This window comes from Paludibacterium paludis, assembly GCF_018802605.1.
Taxonomy (GTDB): domain Bacteria; phylum Pseudomonadota; class Gammaproteobacteria; order Burkholderiales; family Chromobacteriaceae; genus Paludibacterium; species Paludibacterium paludis.
In genome coordinates this window covers 2,898,304-2,917,377 of record NZ_CP069161.1, presented here as the reverse complement: position 1 = coordinate 2,917,377, position 19,074 = coordinate 2,898,304, and the positions used below count along the sequence as shown (strand labels likewise).

At 62.3% G+C, this 19,074-nt stretch carries 13 protein-coding genes and 1 tRNA gene; 12 read left to right on the top strand and 2 right to left on the bottom strand.

Going from position 1 to position 19,074, the window contains the following annotated elements:
* Nucleotides 1–88: 88 nt before the first annotated feature.
* Nucleotides 89–1,627: a hypothetical protein gene (locus tag JNO50_RS13265; protein WP_189535756.1), complete on the bottom strand. Its 1,539-nt coding sequence runs from the start codon at nt 1,625–1,627 to the stop codon at nt 89–91.
* A gap of 901 nt (nt 1,628–2,528) precedes the next feature.
* Between JNO50_RS13265 and JNO50_RS13260 the strand changes: the two genes are divergently transcribed.
* The 8 genes from JNO50_RS13260 to JNO50_RS13225 all read left to right on the top strand — a co-directional run bounded on the left by JNO50_RS13260 (nt 2,529) and on the right by JNO50_RS13225 (nt 12,072).
* Complete coding sequence (locus tag JNO50_RS13260; RefSeq protein ID WP_229804827.1) at nt 2,529–3,179, top strand: GAF domain-containing protein; 651 nt, start codon at nt 2,529–2,531, stop codon at nt 3,177–3,179.
* A gap of 12 nt (nt 3,180–3,191) precedes the next feature.
* Entirely contained in the window at nt 3,192–3,818 is a 627-nt protein-coding gene (gene ribA, locus JNO50_RS13255) for a GTP cyclohydrolase II (protein ID WP_215796379.1), read from the top strand.
* Nucleotides 3,819–4,150: 332 nt separating this feature from the next.
* Complete coding sequence (locus JNO50_RS13250) at nt 4,151–6,487, top strand: collagenase (protein WP_189535753.1); 2,337 nt, start codon at nt 4,151–4,153, stop codon at nt 6,485–6,487.
* A gap of 170 nt (nt 6,488–6,657) precedes the next feature.
* Nucleotides 6,658–7,854, top strand: a complete 1,197-nt coding sequence (locus JNO50_RS13245; RefSeq protein WP_189535752.1) for a M12 family metallopeptidase — start codon at nt 6,658–6,660, stop codon at nt 7,852–7,854.
* Between the two features lie 64 nt (nt 7,855–7,918).
* Nucleotides 7,919–7,994: transfer RNA gene (locus JNO50_RS13240), tRNA-Ala, on the top strand.
* Between the two features lie 176 nt (nt 7,995–8,170).
* Entirely contained in the window at nt 8,171–10,099 is a 1,929-nt protein-coding gene (locus JNO50_RS13235; protein ID WP_189535750.1) for a S9 family peptidase, read from the top strand.
* 76 nt (nt 10,100–10,175) lie between these two features.
* The gene (locus tag JNO50_RS13230; RefSeq protein WP_189535748.1) at nt 10,176–10,679 is read left to right on the top strand and encodes a VOC family protein; all 504 of its coding nucleotides are present in this window, start codon (nt 10,176–10,178) and stop codon (nt 10,677–10,679) included.
* Nucleotides 10,680–10,977: 298 nt separating this feature from the next.
* Entirely contained in the window at nt 10,978–12,072 is a 1,095-nt protein-coding gene (locus JNO50_RS13225) for a hypothetical protein (protein ID WP_189535745.1), read from the top strand.
* Here the strand turns inward: JNO50_RS13225 and JNO50_RS13220 are convergent.
* On the bottom strand, nt 12,069–13,244 hold the full coding sequence (locus JNO50_RS13220) for an alkaline phosphatase family protein (protein ID WP_189535743.1): 1,176 nt from the start codon (nt 13,242–13,244) through the stop codon (nt 12,069–12,071). The two genes, JNO50_RS13225 and JNO50_RS13220, sit on opposite strands and share 4 nt — an antisense overlap.
* A gap of 95 nt (nt 13,245–13,339) precedes the next feature.
* Here JNO50_RS13220 and JNO50_RS13215 point away from each other — a divergent pair, with 95 nt between their 5' ends.
* Genes JNO50_RS13215 through JNO50_RS13200 form a run of 4 tightly spaced genes read left to right on the top strand, consistent with a single transcriptional unit; the run spans nt 13,340 to nt 19,062 of the window.
* On the top strand, nt 13,340–14,128 hold the full coding sequence (locus JNO50_RS13215) for an AraC family transcriptional regulator (RefSeq protein WP_189535741.1): 789 nt from the start codon (nt 13,340–13,342) through the stop codon (nt 14,126–14,128).
* Nucleotides 14,125–15,903: a type III secretion system outer membrane ring subunit SctC gene (gene sctC, locus JNO50_RS13210; protein WP_189535740.1), complete on the top strand. Its 1,779-nt coding sequence runs from the start codon at nt 14,125–14,127 to the stop codon at nt 15,901–15,903. The genes JNO50_RS13215 and sctC overlap by 4 nt, the downstream gene beginning before the upstream one ends.
* Nucleotides 15,890–17,011 (top strand): type III secretion system gatekeeper subunit SctW, encoded by a 1,122-nt coding sequence (gene sctW, locus JNO50_RS13205; protein WP_189535738.1) that lies wholly within the window; start codon nt 15,890–15,892, stop codon nt 17,009–17,011. The genes sctC and sctW overlap by 14 nt, the downstream gene beginning before the upstream one ends.
* The gene (locus JNO50_RS13200) at nt 17,008–19,062 is read left to right on the top strand and encodes an EscV/YscV/HrcV family type III secretion system export apparatus protein (RefSeq protein ID WP_189535735.1); all 2,055 of its coding nucleotides are present in this window, start codon (nt 17,008–17,010) and stop codon (nt 19,060–19,062) included. The genes sctW and JNO50_RS13200 overlap by 4 nt, the downstream gene beginning before the upstream one ends.
* Nucleotides 19,063–19,074: the final 12 nt, after the last annotated feature.

Below are 19,074 nucleotides of genomic sequence, written 5' to 3'. Positions count from 1 at the left end.
ATGTTGGAATAAGGTTGGCGATGGCCCGGTGCATGAGGAGGACCGTTCCAAACAGAGCCGCCATGACGCCGGGGGTCCCATTCGAAGCTTAAAGCTCTTCATGTATCCACTCTATCGGGTGAGGATCTTCCGTCGGCGTGTAGACCGGTGCCACGATGATGGATGAATGCCATTCACGGGTATCGAATACCTCACGAATCAATTGCGCCTGTCTTCCCGGATGTCCTCGCGCCACATCGGCCAACACGCGGGCAGGACGAAGCGGGCTAGCGAGCGGGATCTGCTCCGCGCTCAGCGCGATGCCCTCCGTTCCTGTCTTGCCTCGAAACGTAGTGTTGACGCGATGCGGTCCCCACTCCGCGTCCAGCTGCACGACAAAATCACTGAAAACCGCTTTCGCGTCGCATGTCACGCGCAGGATGCCTGACACGGCGCGGCCAGGATCGATGTTACAGTGCACCGGCCAGTTCTTTTTGCCATGCAGATCGTCTTTGCTCCACGATGCCCACTTCACTGCGGTCGGAACAAGGCGTTCATCAACCCATGCATAACCGAGTGGCAGTTTTGTCATGGTGACCGGTTCGGGCGTTTCGCATGTGCCGTTGCCGTGCTGCGGCGCATGGCTGGCGAGAGGCTGCAGTTGCGGTAATTCGCAAGGACGCGGATTGCCTTGATCGTGCAATTCGCCGTTAAGGACGGCCTCGATGATCGGTGCGATGTCCATGGCGATCCGGGCGTCCGAAGGCGGCTCCGTATCGTCGGCCGTGCGCTCTTGCCTGTTTCTCTGTACCGGGACTCCGCAAAATTGCAAACCGAATGTCGCATTGCGCAGCCTGTCCAGCAAGTCCATGGTGGCTGCGTTGGCTTGGTTATGAACCCGGTAGGCGATTGCGGTGAGAGGGTTCGGCAGTGTCCGGATGAGCCATGGCGTGGTATTGCCATGGGTATTCGCGTGAATGAATCCGGGGTTGTCGATGCGGGAACCCGGGATTTCCTCGATGTCCTGGCCTCCGACCGCCAACCGGTACTGCGTGGCATGGGAGATCAGCGATGGCGGCACGTAACGATAGGCGACCCACTCGGACTCGGTCCTTGCGGTATTCAAGCCGGCATCGAGCGAGATCAGCCGCGCCTGGAGCCGATCCGTTATTTCGCAGCCCTCCATCCGCTCCATCGCCCGCTGCAGGCTCCTGATCACTCCGAAAAAACGTTCGGTGGCGCGTATCGTGTAGATCCACACCCGCCGTTCGGCGGTGTCGCCGGGAGCGGGTTGCAACCGGCCTCTCGCCATTCTTCGCACCACGGATTCCCTGGCCGTGGTGGCGATGAACGCGCTGCCTCTTTGCTGGGGCGCGCCACCGGCCAGGACCCGGTACATGCTGATGCCCAGCACATGGTTCAGCAGGTCGGTGTCGCGGCCCGCCGAATGGAAGCCTTGACGGAATATCACGTCCGGCCCCCTGTCATCATATCGGAAAAGCGTGGAGGGGGGGTCCGGAGGGAGGGGATGGGGGAGGATGGCCCATGCGGCCAGCGGCGTGACCGTGAGGACGGTCAGTATGGCGATACACGCGAACATCCGTGTTGGCGCCGGCAAGGCGGCGCACTTGCGCAGGAGGATCTTCATTTTGCGTGAGTTCCTCGTGTTCCCGTTGGCGATGGAACGATTCGTCCCGATCAGGCCAAGCCGGTACTGAGCGATCTAATCGTCAACTTGTTGGGAGACCGTTCCACTTCCATGCGATAATCCACCGTGTGAAATGCGAACACGTACCGGAGAATCGTCAACGACGCGGATGGTGGGCCAGGCGGTGGCGGCGTTGGCTGTTTTCTTCCGAAGGAGGGTAAACCCCGTCCCGCATTGCCCGTTTTCACCCGGTCCCGATGACATGCGTGCGTTCCCTGTCATGGCGGGAGCCGTGGCCTGTTTTTACCGTTACCGGCGTTCCGCGACCAAGCCGTTACCGTGCATCCCGACTGCGCCGCGCCAAAGACCGATATCACCGGCTGCCGGTGTTGTCCGCGTACAGCTCCGGCGCATGTTCTTTCGCGCGAAGGTATCCGATTCATCGTCCGTCATGGACCGGTTCGGCTCGCATGTTCGCTGTTCTTGCCGTGTCGCAGGGGCGCGGCCTTCCGGCATGTTCCCTGTCGCTGTGAGGAACTTGCCCACGATTGTAGGTGAGGCGAGGATTGCGCGGCCAGCCTGAAAGGCAATATCAAGCCGTTTTACCCGTCATCTTTAGCCCGATTCGGACTCGATCGCATCCGGCCTGCCGCTTTTCCCACAATTCTGGAGCGGGATGGAGAGTGGGGAGCGAGACGGCGTCAGTGGTTGGTCAGTTTGACGAGGTAACGAACGATACATTGGATAATGGGGAGGCATGCCGGAATGTTCATGGCATCTATCGCCCCATTTGCGATATGGTAATTATGAGGAATAAATGATGATAGCTGTCAATCAGCTCGCTGACTATCTTCGGGAACAGGCCCTCGCAATCGAGTTGGTCGACGTTCAGATTGCGGTAATGACTCTCAATGCCGTTCTCGAGGTTGAAAAATCGCCACCAAGCACAGATATTTTCCGATACCCTGTTCCCGTGCTCGGACCGGAGGGAAGCTGCTCGCTGTTCGATGAACTGGCACCCGAGCCCTACGATCTGTCCTGGCTGTTCGGCGGCCGCAGCGAAGAGGCGGCGCGTGCCTTGCGCGACCTCGCCGCGGTGGTCGAGTCCGCCAATGACAAGGTCGGCGCCGACTGGCTTGGCGTGTATGTGCGCGCAGGCGAGGGTGAGGACCGCAAACTCGTCAAGCTTGCCTACACCGGTGTGCCGAGCCGTGCCGAGTTCCCCCTGACGGAAGCGTTCGCCCAGATCAGCAACAACAGCCGGGTCGGCCTGACAGGCTGGGGGGTGGTGATCGACGATGTCGAGGCGTGGCGGTCATCGGGAGGCGGGTACTACGAGTGCGATCCCCGGGTTCGCAGCGAAGTGTGCCTGCCGGTTCTCGACAGCGAAGGCAGGGTGCTCGGCATTCTGGATGCCGAGTCGTCCGAAACCGCATTTTTCACTCCGGAGCGGCAGGCCTGGCTCGCCGGCCTGGCGCTCGTTCTGGCGACACCCTTCGCCGCACTGCCCATTCCCGGCGGGGATGACGCGGAGGCGGACGAAGGCCGATAAGGATTTTCGATAATGGCTGCAGACAAACCCTTGCTGCAAGGGACTACCGACGTGCCGGTCAAGCACGTGGCAACCTGCAAGTTGCCCACCCGCTGGGGGGTATTCGACATGCATGGTTTCGAGGAACATTCCGGCAAGGAGCATGTGATGCTGACCATGGGCTCGTTCGACGACGGCGCGCCGGCCCTGGTGCGTCTGCACTCGGAATGCCTGACCGGCGATGCGCTGTTTTCCCTGCGCTGCGACTGCGGGTTCCAGCTGGAGGCCGCTCTCGAGGCGATCGCCCGCGAAGGACGCGGTGCGCTGCTGTATCTGCGCCAGGAAGGTCGCGGTATCGGCCTGATCAACAAGATTCGCGCGTACAAGCTGCAGGATGCCGGCGCGGATACCGTTGAGGCCAACGAGCAACTGGGCTTTCCTGCCGACATGCGCAATTTTTCCGTGGCGCGCGGCATGCTTGCCCTGCTGGGCATCACCGGCGTGAGGGTGATGACCAATAATCCGCGCAAGATCGATACCTTGCGCAATGTCGGCATCAATGTGGTGGAGCGCGTGCCATTGATGGTCGGTCGCAATCCGTTCAACGACCGTTACCTCGACACCAAGGCCGCGAAGCTCGGTCACATGTTGTTTCCCTGAAACGTTCTCCTGCGCCGGCGCGGCGATGCTGCGTCGGCGTTTTCTCCACACTGTACCTGTTTGGGCCCGGCCCTCCGGACAGGCGCCAATCATCTTCGCGAAGCTGTCCGCCCACGTCTCCCCAGGTTCCCGCCTCCCGTGGTTCCTTGTCCTGTCTGGTTATTCAGCGTTCCGACAGCCCGTTCGCCCGCTCTGATTATTTGTAAAAATAATAAATCAATTCGATATATTATTTAAATCCATATTGGAAAATGGCATGGCGTTATGGCTATCGTGATGCTCGGTTCACCGGCTTCGGCCGGATCATCAAACCCGCATGACAAGGAGACGCCATGACATCAAGGCTGTGTTCGTTGAAACGGGGCGCGGTTTTGTCCGTTGCCATTCTGTTTCTGTTGTCTTCCTGCGTTGTTCGCGATAATCCGAAAACCGCCGCTGTCCCGGCCGTCCGTTCCGAACGTTCGCCCCAGGCTCCGGCGCTGCCCGCGTCGGCGCACTCGCCTGTGCTCGGGCGGATGCCTTCGTATCCGTTCGGTGTGCCGCCGACCGGAAACTTGACGGACGGGCCGCGCGGCGCCGAAGCGCGCGCGCTCGATCTTTCTCGTCCCGGGCGCGCCGGCGCGTATCCGGTGCCGCACTATGCCGACTGCGACGAAGGCAAGCTTGGCGGCCTCGCCGGCGCCGATCTGGTCGATTATCTTGTGACCGTGGACGGCCCGTGCGTTAACCGGCTGTTTCAGTCCAATGCCGTGAGCTGGCACGCCTTCGCACCGGCGAATGTGGGCCTGGTGGCCGAACGGGCTAACCGGCTCGCCGCCAGTTGGGACGGTCACACCGCCAATGGCCTGTGGCCGCTCGCGGTGTACCTGAAAGCGGCGTATTACCTGCAGTACAACGCGCCGGACAAGGTCGGTCCCCTGTCGCAGTCCGACGCCGCGGTACTGCGGGCGGTCGACACGCTGTTGGCCAATTCGGCGCTGTGGCGCGCGGGAGCGGAAGACAATGGCACGCAGGAGGGCTGGCTGCGCAATACCGACGCGCGCGGCGTGGCCTCGGAAACGCTCATCCTGATCGATTCTGTGCGCAACACCGACCTCGCGCTGCCACTCATCGGGCGGTTTTTCAGGAACTACACCCTTGCCGCGCGTGGCCACTGGGCCGAGGACGGCGTATTGCCGCTGCAAATCGCGTTGTACAACCTGCATTACGCCGACGATTTCGCATCCCGGATCGATCGGGGCGATCTGAATGATTTGCTCGGCCATCTTTACCGGTTGGTCGATGCCGGACCCGGGGTGTTCAGCGATACCCGGCTTTACCGCAATACCTTGCGCGAGACCGGGCGTTTCCTGAAATACCCGCGCACCGCCGCCGCGGTGGAGAGCCGGTTGGCCGCCCGGCTCGCCGCCACACCGCGCCTGTCGCCCGAGTGGGTGGAAATCGTCTACGACTTCGAAAACATGGGGAAAATACCCTGCCAGCGCTACGGTCTGTGCACGGCACGCGACGAGGTGTCGGCAAAACTCTTTCCGAATCGCTGGGTGTTCGACAACGGGGCGCTGGAGTTCCAGACCGCGCTTGGCAAGGCTGATGTCCAGCAGTTGTACTACGCGATGAAAGCGGTGCGCAGCCAGTTCATGCGGCTTAACGGCGAGACATCGCCGGTGCCGGGTGATCCGAACCCGGTGTTGAAGATGGTCATCTACGCGTCGCCGGGAGATTACCAGGCCTACCAGCCGTTCCTGAACAATCTGTCGACCAATAACGGGGGGATTTATATCGAGCCCAAAGGCACGTTTTACACCTATCAGCGCCAAGTGCCCCAGGAGAGTTACCTGACGCTCGAGGAGTTGGTGCGGCACGAGTATGTGCACTATCTGGCCGGCCGTTTCATGATGCCGGGGATGTGGGGAGATCCGCCGTTTTACAGCGATGCGCTGAGAATGCCCTGGTTCGACGAGGGGCTGGCCGAGTTTCTGACGTGGAGCACGTTGCGGGACGGTATCAAGGTCCGAGGGCACATCGTCCGCCCGGTGGCGCAGGGCTGGCCTGATGACTTTTCCCGTCCGGCGGACATCATGCGTTCTTCTTACGATAGCGGGTTCAACTTCTATAACCATTCGGCGCTCTGGTTCTATTACCTCTATCGGCGCGAGCCCGCCGAGCTGATCGGGCTGATGAAAGCCGTACGGCGCGGCGACGCGGCAAGTTTCGACGCTCGGGTGACGCGGCTGGGCGGCGATGCCGGGCGCGAGGCATCGTTCAAGGGCTATGTGGACGATCAGGTGGCGCTGTATCGGGGCGGGGCACTTGACGATACCTCGACGGTGCTGGGCCGCGATTGGGTCGAGCCTGACCGATGGCAAATGAACCGGGTGTCCGATATCGGCGCGGCGTTGGGCCGGGTCCTCTCGCTCGGCTGCACGGAAATGGCGATGACGCCGGCCAATCTGACCCGCCGTTTCGAATGCAGGGGAAACCTGGTCCTGACGTCGGGCGATGACGTGGCCGCGCGCGCGCAAGCCGCTTCGCGGCTGGACGCGGCGCTGGATCTGCTTTATCGCGCGGGCCCCAACAACTTCATGGCGACTCTGTGCGAAGCCGGCGATTACAACCCGGCGGCCCGCTCCGCCACCGTGCGCTGCGAAGGTCCGCTGGCGATGCGCTGACTGTGGAGGTACGGCCCCGCCCGGAAAAATCCGCCATCCGATTCGGAAGGGCGCCGGTTATTCCTGGGGCGGGGCATTCAGTAAAGTTGCCGTTTTCTTTCCGAATGGCGACGAACAGGATGAGTTATTTACAGAGTTTTCTTTGTGTATGGGCAGGATGCGCTGTCAGTATGCCGATCGCGGCGGCCGAAACGGTTGAGCGGGTCTGGATGGCGGATGGCAGCCGTCAGGTCGATGTCCGGGTGATCGACGGACGGGCGTTGTTCGAGGACATCGATCTTGGCACGTGGGAGGAGGTCGAGCGCGATGGCATGCCGGACCTGCGCGTGCGCCAGGAGACGGAAACCGGCGCGTCCTCCCGCCGTCGCCGGGCCTTGATCGCGCGGCATCCGCTTGTATGGCCGCAGGCCAGGATTCCGTACGTGTTCGCGGAAGACTATCCGGAAGAGGGGCGCGACGTGTTCCGCCGGGCGGCCGGCCAGTATCAGCGCCAGGCCGGCATCCGTTTCGTACCGCGCACCACGGAGCGCGATTACGTGCTCGTGGGCTCCGGCTCCGAGTGCAGTTCCCGGATTGGGCGCATGGGGGGTGTCCAGGAAATCCGCATGACGGCCACCTGCATGACGTCCTTGCGCTCGAACCTGCACGAAATGGGTCATGCGGCGGGGCTACTGCACGAGCACCAGCGCGCCGACCGGGATGACCATATCACCTTGGCCCCGGGCATCGATGCCTCGGGCGTTTCCTGGTACAAACGCAGTCCCGGCCATTACGAGGCCGTGGCGCCGTACGATCTGGCATCGGTGATGCACTACACGGCGGCCCAGGGCGCGATCAGCCGCAGCTCGTCCTCTGGGGTGCGTCGTGGAGTGGCCGTCCTGTCGCGAGGCGATGTGCTGGGCCTGGCGAAACTCTATCCGCAGGCGGTCCGCACGGTCGTTAAGGCGGCACCGAAAACCACGCGTTCGGCGGACTCCGCCGCAAGATCCGGCGCCGTCACCAGTCTGGCAGGAGACCGTTGTCTTGAGGCCAGAACCTACGGCCCCTTCGGCGATACCCGTTATCTGGCGATGAGCGCGTGCAACGGCGGCCAGTGGCAAAACTGGCGTCTTGCGCCCGATGGGCGATTCGTCAATGACGCCTTGCCGGGATTCTGCCTGACCGGGACCCTGCAGCCGCGTGGGGTGGCGCTGATGCAGGCATGCACGGATTCGCCCCGGCAGCTTTGGCGGTGGTCGGGCGCGAGACTGGTCAATCGGGCGAGCCCGAGCATGGAGCTGCGCTACCGTGCCGACGGCAAGGTGCAGATCGATGCCGCTTGCGCGGGCCATGAATTCGATTTTGCCTGGCGCCCCCAAGGGGCTTGACAGGGGCGTGGTGCGCGGGTATTCTACGCACCTCTTCCGGAAATTTGTTTCCGGAGTGGCATGTGGGGGTATAGCTCAGCTGGGAGAGCGCTTGCATGGCATGCAAGAGGTCAGCGGTTCGATCCCGCTTATCTCCACCACCTGATACCGAAAGCCAGGCTGAAAAGCCTGGCTTTTTGCATTTCCGGCACCCCGTTCGAGGCGCCGAACCGCCACCTGATCATCCTGTGCGTTTTTCCATTATGAATACTGTTTTGCTGAAAAATATGTAAAAATCAATCTGCTTTGCATACTAAATCCGAGAGAGAAACGACTCATGAAACAGCGCATCCTGGCCATTCTGGTCCTGGCCCAGTGCGGCGCGGCGATGGCCGCGGGTTACAGTGGACTGGGGGTCGCCAGCATCAGCAAGGAAACCCTGGAACAGTTCCGTCCCAAGGCGCTCGACCCGGCGCTGTCGGGCAAGATTCAGCGCTATCTGGATTTGCGTTCCCCCGGCAGCGGCGCCTTGTCGCCCGACGGCAAATCCCTGTTCTTCACCTGGCGTGTGACCGGTGTCAACCAGATCTGGCGCATCGATGGTCCGCAGGGCTTTCCCGTGCAGATGACCGGCGGAACGGATACGGCGGCGCTTGACGCGATAACCCCTGACGGCAAATGGCTTGTCATCAGCCGGGACCGCAATGGCGAAGAAAATCCCGGCCTCTATCTGCAACCAGCCTCCGGCGGCGAACTGAACGTTATCCAGCACAAGAATGGCATCCGCACACTGTTCGAGTTTCTCAGCGATGATGGGCGTTACGTCTATTACCGGTCCAATGATGAACAGCCCGACCGGTATACGCTTTACCGTTATGAGCTGGCCGGCGCCCGGACCGAACGGCTGTTCTCGGAGCCGGGATCGTGGGAGGTCATGGACCATCGGCCGGACGGCAAGCTGCTGCTGGCCAATGCGCTAAGCAACAGCAACAACGAAATCTTCGAATACGATCCCGCCGGCAAAACCCTGACACCGCTGTTCGGCCAGGGGGAGGGCGTCGATTACACCGCCTTGTATGGACCGGCTGGCGAGTTGATCGTCCGCACCGACAAGTTCGGCGAATTTCATCGGCTTTATCGCTGGACAGCCGGCGTTTTCACGCCGATTACCCCGGACATCAAGTGGAATGTGAGCGCGTTCACACTCGATACTCCACGCCAGAAGCTTTATTACGAAGTCAATGAGGGCGGGTATACCCGTTCCTATGCGCTCGATGCGCGGACCGGCAAACCCCTTGGCCTGCCGGCTTTCAAGGAAGCGGACAGTGTCACCGTCGGCAGCGGTACCCGGGACGGCCGCTATCGCGTGCTGATGGTGTCGCGCACGACCGCGCCGCCCACCAGTTTCGTGTTCGACTGGAAAACCGGCAAGACCGTGCAATGGGTGCTGCCCTCGAGTCCCGAGATCGCCACCGGCGGCTTCGCTCGCGCGACGCTCGAGTCCTACCCCGCTCGCGACGGTGCGCGCATCCCGATGTTCGTGCGCCGTCCGGCCCGCTGTTCCCCTGCTCCCTGCCCGGTGCTGGTGTATTTTCATGGAGGGCCCGAGTCCCAATCCAGGCCGGGCTTTTCTGCTTACGCCCAGATGTTTGTCGACGCCGGTTTCATTTTCGTGGAGCCGAACGTGCGCGGCTCGGCGGGCTATGGCAAAACCTGGCTGCATAGCGACGACGGCGCCAAACGCCTTGATGTGGTGACCGATATCGAGGATGCCGCGCGCCATATCCGCGCCAACTGGGGCGCCAACGGCAAGGCGCCGCGGGTGGGCGTGCTTGGCGGCAGTTACGGCGGCTATTCGACCATGCTGGCGATGACGATGTTCGCCGGGGCTTACGATGCCGGTGTGTCCAACGTCGGCATGGCCAATCTGGTGACGTTTCTGCAGAACACCGCCCCGTACCGGCGCGCCAATCGCATGGCCGAATATGGCGATCTGCAAAAAAACCGGGAGGCACTGGTCAAACTGTCACCGGTGACCTACACGGATCGTCTGAAGGCGCCGCTGATGATTATCCAGGGAGCATCGGATCCGCGCGTGCCGGTGGGAGAGGCCGTGCAGATGTACGAAGCGGCCAGAAGCCGTGGGGTGCGGTCCGAACTGATCCTGTTCGCCGACGAGGGACACGGCACGCAAAAGCGTGACAACCGGGTGCTCGAAATCGGTCATACGCTGCGATTTTTCGAAACCTGGCTGAAGGAACGCTGAGTCTTGGCCGTCGCCCCGATCCGCCGGACGCGAGCGGACGCGAATCGGGGCTGTGTTGTCTTGTGGAGACCATCCAATGGGAATCACCCGTCTGAATCATGCCGTGCTGTATGTCAGCGACGTCGACAGGAGTCGGCGTTTTTATTCCGAAGTGCTGGGGTTTCAAGCCAAATCCGGCGCATCGGCCGAGGCGGTTTTCGCGCGCGCGGCCGGCTCGGACAATGACCACGATCTGGCGCTGTTCCGCAGGAACCTCGGCCAGCAGCGCTCCGGTCCGTTCAGCCCGAACGGCGAGGCGCCGGGGCCGAACGAGCCCGCCGCCGGCCTGTATCATCTCGCCTGGGAGGTGGATTCGCTGGCCGAACTGGAGCGTATCCGCGACGAGCTGGCGCGTCTTGGCATCCTGGGCATGGAAGAAGACCATGGCGTTCACAAGAGTGTGTACGGCCGCGATCCGGACGGGCTGCTGTTCGAGGTGGCCTGGTTTCCTCCGGCTGAGCTTCTGACCGATGAGGACCGCTCCCGCCCTTCCGGGCCGCTCGATTTCGCGGCGGAAAAGCGCCGGTTCGGCGGGAAGTGAGAATGTATTCGTCGACAGCATTCTCATGCACGGTGGTGCATCGAGCCGGAGCCCGCGGAAATCACCACATGGTGGTCACCGCATATTTTAACTCTGCGAGGCCGTCAAGATGTGTGCCAATCTGGCAGGCATGGGGTGCTTGGCAATGATGTGGGAGCGAGTCGCGTGCGTAGCCGCGGGCAGGGAAACGGGGCCGCCGTAAGTATTTTTTGAAAGTTAATACCGTCTGTTTGGGCAATAGTGGCGGGGTTAACGTATTTCACTCGGTCAATATCCCATGCAAGTAGCATCATGCAAAATGGCGGCGTCGCCCGCCTCCGCCCCTTCCGCGCAAGTACAGCTTACCCTGCATCAGTCCTTGGAGAGGGTTCATCGCCATAACGTCTCCCCGGACCGGCCTCAGCCGGTCCGCGGGCCGATTCCGCCGCTGGCCCGTTTCAATTCTCTGCTGTACCGGGTAGCGAACGGAGAGGTTTACACCTCTCCGGCCCGCAAGGGACAAGCGGTGGCCGTGTATGGCCTGAGTCACGCGCAGGTTCAACTGGGCCGTTTCATGATGAACCGGCTGGATATGAGCAATATCGCTTCCATCGCTGTTTATAACCATCAGCTCGGGATCGTTCATTACAGCCGCGCGGACAGCCAGGATGGCGAGTCGCCACGTTCGTTAATCCAGGCGTTCAGCGGGCATATCAGCGCCGCCGCCTCAGGCGAGCTGGCCTCGCGCGTGGCGCAACCGACCGCTCCCATCCTCAAGGCTTGGGTGGCCTATCTGGGCGCTAATCACCAGCGATTAGACCCGTTTGCACGACTCCACTCCTTATTGGCCGCCGTACCGCCCGCGGATCGCCCCGGTGTGGTGACCAGTTTTGTGCTGAAGAATACCAGCGGTGACTGCCATACCGAAAGCCTGGTCAATCGCTTGCTGGATTTGGTGGGACCCCTGGGCTGCAATAATGCCGGCGATGTGAACGCCATTCTGGACTCTCTCAACCTGACGCCCCATGAAATGCTGGATTTGTCGGAGTTGTTCATTAAGCATTTCTTCCGTAACTCCAGCAAGTTGGGCCTGGAATTTTTCGCCAAACAAGGTGCGGAAATTGTTTTCGCCTGGAACGATGCCAGTCCCGGAAAAATGGATATGGAGTCGATACGGCAAAAACCCTGGCAGGAGAACCTGCGCCGCTTTCAAACCGGACACGAGCCGATTACCTATTCAGAAATCCGCTCGGTGCAGCGCCATCCCGAGTTGTTCGACGGCAAAGTCTCCAGAGCGTATTTTGACCGGGATGGACTGGAATTGGCCGATGCTCTCGGCTCAGACGATTGGGTGAAGCTGGCTAATCCAACGCAATGTGACGAGTCCGTTATGCCTGGATCGGCAAATACTTAAGCGACGATCAGCGGGATGCGCGTTTCCGCATCGCTGATTCCGCCGTGCATGCCCCTGAGCCGGTAGGGCTTCTCGTGCGGCAAGGTATCCCCCAGTGTCCATTCTTCCCTGAGCAGCAGCGTGACATCCCCGATCCTCGAGGCGAGGCGGGGGTGCGGCTCGCCCGGTCCGAACACCCCCGCCCGCATCAATTCCCCGCTCGGCACGCACCACGCCGCATGGCCGAGTCGTTCCCGCGCCGCGTGCAAGAAAGCGTCGGCGCGTCCTTCCCTGACATGACAGAACACCGCCCGCGGCTCGCCCGATAACGGCAGGCGCAGCTCGCCGGCCAACTCCGGGTAAGCGGCGATATCGATGCGCCGCTCGGGCGGCGCGTCGACAAAACCGTGATCGGCGGTGACGATCAGCGTGGCTCCGGCCGGCTTGCCGGCGGCGAGGGCGGCGAACGCCGTGTCGATGGCCGCCAGGCAGTCGCGCGCTTCTGAACTGGCCGGCCCGTGCTCGTGCATCACGGTATCCAGCTGCGGGATATACGCGTAATGAAATCCCGGCTCCGCGGTGCGGCATGCTTCCAGCAGATGATCGACGAGGTCGCGCAGGGTTTTCCACGGCACGCGCCGTGCCGTGCCCGAGTGATGAAGACTGTAGGGCGAATGGGCGAGAAACACCGGCTGATGCACGGTCGCGGCGCGCGTCATGCGGGAGAACAGGGAAGGGGCCGCATACAGCGCGCCTGCCAATACAGCAGGGTCCGTTTCGAGCGGCGGGTGGGGGTGGCGCACGCCAAGAGGCAGCGGCATGACGATCTGGCCGGTGTCGGCGCAGTAGGTGTGCCACCCTGTCAGTCCGTGCATCGCCGGGGTTTCCCCTGTCATCAGCGAGGTGATGGCCGTGCTGGTGGTGGCGGGGAAGACCGAACGGATCGAGCCCGCCAGATGGCGCGACAGCGTCGGCGCCGAGTCCAGGGCTTCCAGCTGCGCCACGCCCAGACCGTCGATCACCAGCAATACGATGTGATTCCCAGTTTCGATATCCGCGAGCGCGGGGTGGGCCAGCTCGGCATAGGGCGTCGGCGCGCCGGCCGCGCGTCCCAGCCGGCTCATCAGATTGACCAGCGTATTGTTGCCGAAGTCCGGAAAGCACTCCGTCGGCAAGGTATCCGGTTTATCCATGAAATTCTTCCATTTCATCAGAATTGCATCAGGATTCAATGACATCGCCCCGCTAATCTGTGCGCCATGAATGTTTCTCCCCAGCCAGGTGATGTATGTTTTCCGATGATTTGCTGATCAAGTTGCCGCAAAGGCGGGTGGGCCCGGACAGCCCGATTCACAATGCCGCGCTGTCCGTGCTGTTGGCTCGCGCATGCGGCGGGCCGGCGACCATCGTGCTGTCCTCGCCGTCCGGCGATATCCCGCAAGTGCTCGCCGCTGGCGATACGCGATTGATGTGCGCGCGTTCCGGGGAGTGGCGCGTCGAATCCGGCGAGGCCGACGTCACGGTGCTCAACGAAGTGTTCTTCGTCAAGCTGCTGTCGTTTCTGGATGAGGCCCGCAACCTTTCCTCAGCGCAGGATCCGGACAATTCGCCGTTTTTGAATCTGCCGGTGGATCTCGCGCTGGACAGCGACCGCCGCCATATCGAGTTCTGGTTTCTCGGCCGCACCCTGGAAAACGATCGCGCGCTCGATCCCTTTCTCGCGCTCTTGCGCCGCACGGAAGCCTACTGGCTGGTGCGCTACCTGATCACCGCCTCGGACAAACTCGCCGGAGCGAGCCTCGGCGAACTGGGCGAGCAGTACGGCCTATCGTATTCGCACTTCCGCCGGATCTGCAAGCAGGCGCTCGGCAACAATGCCAAGTCCGAACTGAAGGGCTGGCGCATCGCGCGTTCCCTGCTCGAAGTCGTCGAGCATCGCATGACTCTCACCGACGTGGCCCTCAAGTACGGCTATGCCTCGTCGTCCCACTTTTCCACCGAGATCAAGAACCGTCTGGGCGTTTCGCCGCGTTCATTGACGGATATCACCTCGCTACCTTTGGATTCGACGCAATGACCCACTGGAAAAACCGGGCGATTTGCCTGCTGATGATTCTGTCGATCACGCCTTCCGCCGTCATGGCCGCGCCGCAGGGCGCCGCGGTGGCGGCCGACGCCGTCGCGCAGGCCAAGCCCGCCGCGCAAGGCTATGTGGCGACCAACCAGGGCCTGCGCGCCTTTTTCGATGCGATTTCCGCCCGGCTGCACAAGCCTGTCGTGATCAGCAACCGTGCCGAGCGCAAGTCCATTTCCGGCAAGTTCGACCTGTCCGACCCGCAGGGGCTGCTCGAGCGGGTATCCCGGGAAATGGGCCTGGTCTGGTACTACGATGGGCAGTCCATTTATGTTTACGACGCCCAGGAGGTCAAGAACGCGGTCGTGGCGCTGCATCAGCTGTCGCTGGGCGCCTTCACCGATTTCCTGAAAAAATCCGGCCTCTACGACAAGCGCTTTCCCGTCAAGGGCGATCCGATGACCGGCGTGTTCTATATCTCCGGTCCGCCCATGTATGTCGACCTGGTGAGCAACCTGGCGTCCTTCATGGACAAGGATGTCCAGCACGATAGCTCGACCCGGGAAAAAGTCGCGGTCATTCACCTGCACAACACCTTCGTTTCCGACCGGACGTACCCGGTGCGCGGCCAAAGTGTGGTGCTGCCCGGCATGGCAACGGCGATCCAGAGCCTGCTGACCAGCGGCAAAACCCGTCTGGATACCTCGGTCCGGCAAAGCGCGCCGGCCGACACCAAGCCGGCTCCCCCCACGGCCGACGCGGCGAACCAGCCCACCGATCTGTCCGACTCCATCTCCAGACTGCGCGCGGCGCTCGCGCCTTCGGCCAATGCCGCTTTGCCCGGCGCCGCCGGCCAGAACGCGCAACCGGAAGTCGACGGGATGGTGCCGGTCAGTGTCGTGGCCTATCCGAGCACCAACAGCCTGCTGGTCAAAGGCACGCCCGAGGCCGTGCGCTTCGTGGAGAACTTGGTGGCGGCGCTGGATATACCCAAGCGTCAGGTCGAATTGTCGCTGTGGATCATCGATATCGATAAGCAGGACCTCGATCAACTGGGCGTGGACTGGCAGGGCAGCGTGGGCATCGGCGGCAAGCTGGGCGTGAGTTTCGGCGACAACGTACCGACCAGCACGCTCGATGGCGCCACATTCCTGGCCCGCGTGCAGGCTTTGAGCCAGAAGGGCAATGCGCAGATCGTTTCCCGTCCGGTGGTGCTCACCCAGGAAAATGTGCCCGCGGTATTCGACAACAACCGCACCATTTACACCAAGGTTACCGGAGAGCGTACCGCCAATCTCGACCACTACACCTTCGGCACCATGATCGATGTGCTGCCGCGTTTCGCCGATAACGACAAGGCCATCGAAATGCGCCTGAACATCGAGGATGGCAACGACGACGGCACCAGCGGCGATACGGTCGATGGTCTGCCGGCGGTGAACCGTACCACGATCAACACCGTGGCGCGGGTGCCCAAGGGCAAGAGTCTGCTGGTGGGCGGTTACACGGTCGACCAGGCCTCGGACGGGCAGAGCAAGATTCCGCTGCTGGGCGATATTCCCTGGGTCGGCGGGCTGTTCCGCACCACCCGGAAAAACCGTTCCAACGCCGTGCGGGTATTCCTGATCGAACCTCGTGTCATCGACAGTTCGGCCGGGCTCGACCCGTCCGCCAGCGGTCTGGGCGCGGACCTCGCCTCCTCGGTGAATCTGCCCGCCGATGCCCGCATGGACAAAGTGAAGCGCGTTCTGTCCGGAGCCTCGCATGCAAATCCGTAACGGGATCGCTTTCCCTCAGCCGCGTCCCCTGGAGACGCTCGGCGACGAGTCGGGCCGCCGCCCGGTCGCAGAGGGCGATGCGCCGGAGCAACTGGCCGTCAATGACTCCGCCCTGGAAGCCATGCTGTTCCAGGAGGTGTCCGCACAGGACGGATCCGAGCTCTACGCGGCGATGGGCCGGCGATTCCGCGACCGCCTGAAGGACGAGCGGTCGGATTTTCCGCAGGGCAATTTCGACCGCGTGCTCGAGGACGGCGCGTCGGACGGCGCCAGGCAGCTGCAGGCGCTGGCCGAACTGGAGGAGGTGCCGTTCGAGCGCCTGTTCCAGGAGGCCAGAAAGATGTTTTCGGACGACAGCGACCTGATTCTCGTGCTGCGCGAGCTGATGCGCCGCAAGGGCATCAAGGAAGTGGTTCGCCGCCGGCTGCGCCAGTTGCATGACCAGATCGAACAGCAGGCGGATCCGCGCCGCCTGAAGGCCGGCATCAACTGCGGTCTGAAGGCCCGCCTGTTCGGTTCGAAGCTGAAGGTCGATGCCCGGCTGCTGCGCGAAACCTACCGGCAGTTTCTCGAGAACGACGATAGCGGTGTGCCCAGCTACGAAGCCTGGATCGTCATGTATGGCGTCGAGGCGCGCGACCGGGTGCTGCGTTTTGTCGGCGACGCGCTGATCGCGGACATGAACGCGCTCGATCCGAGCTGCCATCGTCTCGAATTCTTTCCGCTGCTCGCTCGCATCGGCACCTTGCGCGTGCTCAGTTCGGCCGACCAGCTGTTTGTCGGACGGGCGCTCGCCACGGGCCGGTTGCGGGATCTGAACGACAGCGAAGGCGACTGGGTGGCTTTTCTGCTGGGGGCGCTGCAGTACCCGGACGAGATCGGCGAAGCGCTCGATCTGGCCATCGGTGACCGTTTGCCCCTGTGCCGCGCGGCCGAACGCTCGGAAGCCCTGCAGGCGCTCCTTCGTCACCTTTCCGCCGTGCCGGGAATACTGTTTGCCGGAGACGGCGGGCGTGATGCGGCCCTCGACTTCCTGCTGGAACGGGCCTCGGAAGCTTTTGACCATGAACAACGCGAGCGTCGCATGACGCACGGAGGCCAGCGATGAATCGCTTTTTGCAACATATCAAATCCCGGCCGGAACTCTTGATCCTGCTGTTGGTGGTGACCATCATCGCCATGCTGATCATTCCGTTGCCGACATTTCTGGTGGATTTCCTGATCGGCCTGAACATCACCATCGCGCTTCTGGTGTTCATGGGGTCGTTCTACATCGAACGCATTCTCGGCTTCTCGACCTTTCCCTCGGTGCTGCTGATCACCACGCTGTTCCGCCTGGCGCTGTCCATCAGCACCAGCCGGCTGATCCTGATCGAAGCGAACGCCGGAGAAATCATTTCCAGCTTCGGCCAGTTCGTCATCGGCGACAACCTGGCGGTAGGGTTCGTGATCTTCGCCATCGTGACCGTGGTGCAGTTCATCGTGATCACCAAGGGTTCCGAGCGGGTGGCCGAAGTCGCCGCGCGTTTCTCTCTGGACGGGATGCCCGGCAAGCAGATGAGCATCGACGCGGATCTGAAGGCCGGCACCATCGACGCCGACGGCGCGCGCGAACGGCGCAAGACCCTCGAGCAGGAGAGCCAGTTGTACGGTTCCTTCGATGGCGCGATGAAGTTCATCAAGGGCGATGCCATCGCCGGGATCATCGTGATTTTCGTCAACTTCATCGGCGGCATTTCCATCGGCATGGTGCAGCACGGCATGGACATGTCGACCGCGCTGTCCACCTACACCATCCTGACCATCGGTGACGGCCTGGTCGCGCAGATTCCCGCGCTCCTGATCGCCATCAGCGCGGGTTTCATTGTGACCCGCGTCAACGGAGAGGAGAAGAACCTCGGCCAAAGCATCATGGGCCAGTTGCTCGGCAACTCGTTCACCTTGCTGGTGACCGCGATCCTGGCGCTCTCCATCGGCTTTTTGCCGGGTTTCCCGCTGCCGGTTTTCGTGATCCTGTCGGCGCTGCTGGGCGGTCTGTATCTGCATCGCCTGCGCGCCTCCCGCAAGACCGAGGGGAGCGGCGCCGCTTCGGCGGATCAGGCCGCGGCCGACCCGCTGAACGATGACGGCGGCCGCATCATCACCGACCTTGACTCGCTCTCGGCCCAGACCGTGCCCCTGATGCTGGTGCTGCACGACAGCCGCAGAGCCGAGGCCGAATCCCTGCGCCTGGCCGAGCGGCTGCGCAGCCAGTACTTCCTCGACTATGGCGTGCGCCTGCCCGAGATCGTGCTGCGCTATACCGCGTCCACCACGACGAACCGCTGCGTGGTGCTGATCAATGAAGTGCGCGCGGACGAGCTGCCCGTGCATTTCGGCATGAGCCGGGTGATCAACGCCAATGACGAAATCGCGCATCTTGGCCTCGAATACGTGCAGGACATCCAGAGCATGGAGAGCGCGCCGGCTTTCTGGTTCCGCGCCGGCGACAAGGAGCGTCTGCAGGCCATGGGCTACGCGCTGCGCAGTGCCGAAGACGAACTGTATATGTGTTTCGCCAATCTGCTGTCCCGTTCGGTTACCGAGTTCTTCGGCGTGCAGGAGACCAAGAACATGATCGACCAGCTGGAAAAGGGGTATCCGGATCTGGTCAAGGAAGCCTACCGGCACGCGACCGTGCAGCGCATCGCCGAAGTGCTGCAGCGCTTGCTGATGGAAAAAATCTCGATCCGCAACATGAAGCTGATTCTGGAAGCGCTGGCGCAATGGGCGCCCCGCGAAAAGGATGTGATCGCGCTGGTCGAACAGGTGCGCGGCAGCCTCGGCCGTTATATCTGCCAGAAATTCGCCAATGGCGGCCAGCTTGCCGCGCTGATGGTATCCGCCGGGTTGGAAGAACGGATCCGCCGCGGTGTGCGCCAGACCGCGACCGGCACTTTCCTGAACCTGGAGCCGGCCGAAACGGATGACATTCTGGATACCGTCGCCGCGGGCCTCTCCGATCTGCCGATGTCGCAAAAAGACCTGGTCCTGCTGGCCTCGGTCGACGTGCGGCGCTTCCTGAAAAAACTCATCGAAAGCCGTTTCCGGGATCTGGAAGTGCTGTCTTTCGGTGAAATCACCGACACCGTTTCAGTCAACGTCATCAAGACACTTTAAAGAAGGAAAGCA

Bases quoted from the DNA above. Each gene is read 5' to 3' on its own strand.
- JNO50_RS13265 (WP_189535756.1), bottom strand. From the start codon at position 1,627: ATGAAGATCCTCCTGCGCAAGTGCGCCGCCTTGCCGGCGCCAACACGG.
- JNO50_RS13260 (WP_229804827.1), top strand. From the start codon at position 2,529: ATGACTCTCAATGCCGTTCTCGAGGTTGAAAAATCGCCACCAAGCACA.
- ribA (WP_215796379.1), top strand. From the start codon at position 3,192: ATGGCTGCAGACAAACCCTTGCTGCAAGGGACTACCGACGTGCCGGTC.
- JNO50_RS13250 (WP_189535753.1), top strand. From the start codon at position 4,151: ATGACATCAAGGCTGTGTTCGTTGAAACGGGGCGCGGTTTTGTCCGTT.
- JNO50_RS13245 (WP_189535752.1), top strand. From the start codon at position 6,658: ATGCCGATCGCGGCGGCCGAAACGGTTGAGCGGGTCTGGATGGCGGAT.
- JNO50_RS13235 (WP_189535750.1), top strand. From the start codon at position 8,171: ATGAAACAGCGCATCCTGGCCATTCTGGTCCTGGCCCAGTGCGGCGCG.
- JNO50_RS13230 (WP_189535748.1), top strand. From the start codon at position 10,176: ATGGGAATCACCCGTCTGAATCATGCCGTGCTGTATGTCAGCGACGTC.
- JNO50_RS13225 (WP_189535745.1), top strand. From the start codon at position 10,978: ATGGCGGCGTCGCCCGCCTCCGCCCCTTCCGCGCAAGTACAGCTTACC.
- JNO50_RS13220 (WP_189535743.1), bottom strand. From the start codon at position 13,244: ATGGATAAACCGGATACCTTGCCGACGGAGTGCTTTCCGGACTTCGGC.
- JNO50_RS13215 (WP_189535741.1), top strand. From the start codon at position 13,340: ATGTTTTCCGATGATTTGCTGATCAAGTTGCCGCAAAGGCGGGTGGGC.
- sctC (WP_189535740.1), top strand. From the start codon at position 14,125: ATGACCCACTGGAAAAACCGGGCGATTTGCCTGCTGATGATTCTGTCG.
- sctW (WP_189535738.1), top strand. From the start codon at position 15,890: ATGCAAATCCGTAACGGGATCGCTTTCCCTCAGCCGCGTCCCCTGGAG.
- JNO50_RS13200 (WP_189535735.1), top strand. From the start codon at position 17,008: ATGAATCGCTTTTTGCAACATATCAAATCCCGGCCGGAACTCTTGATC.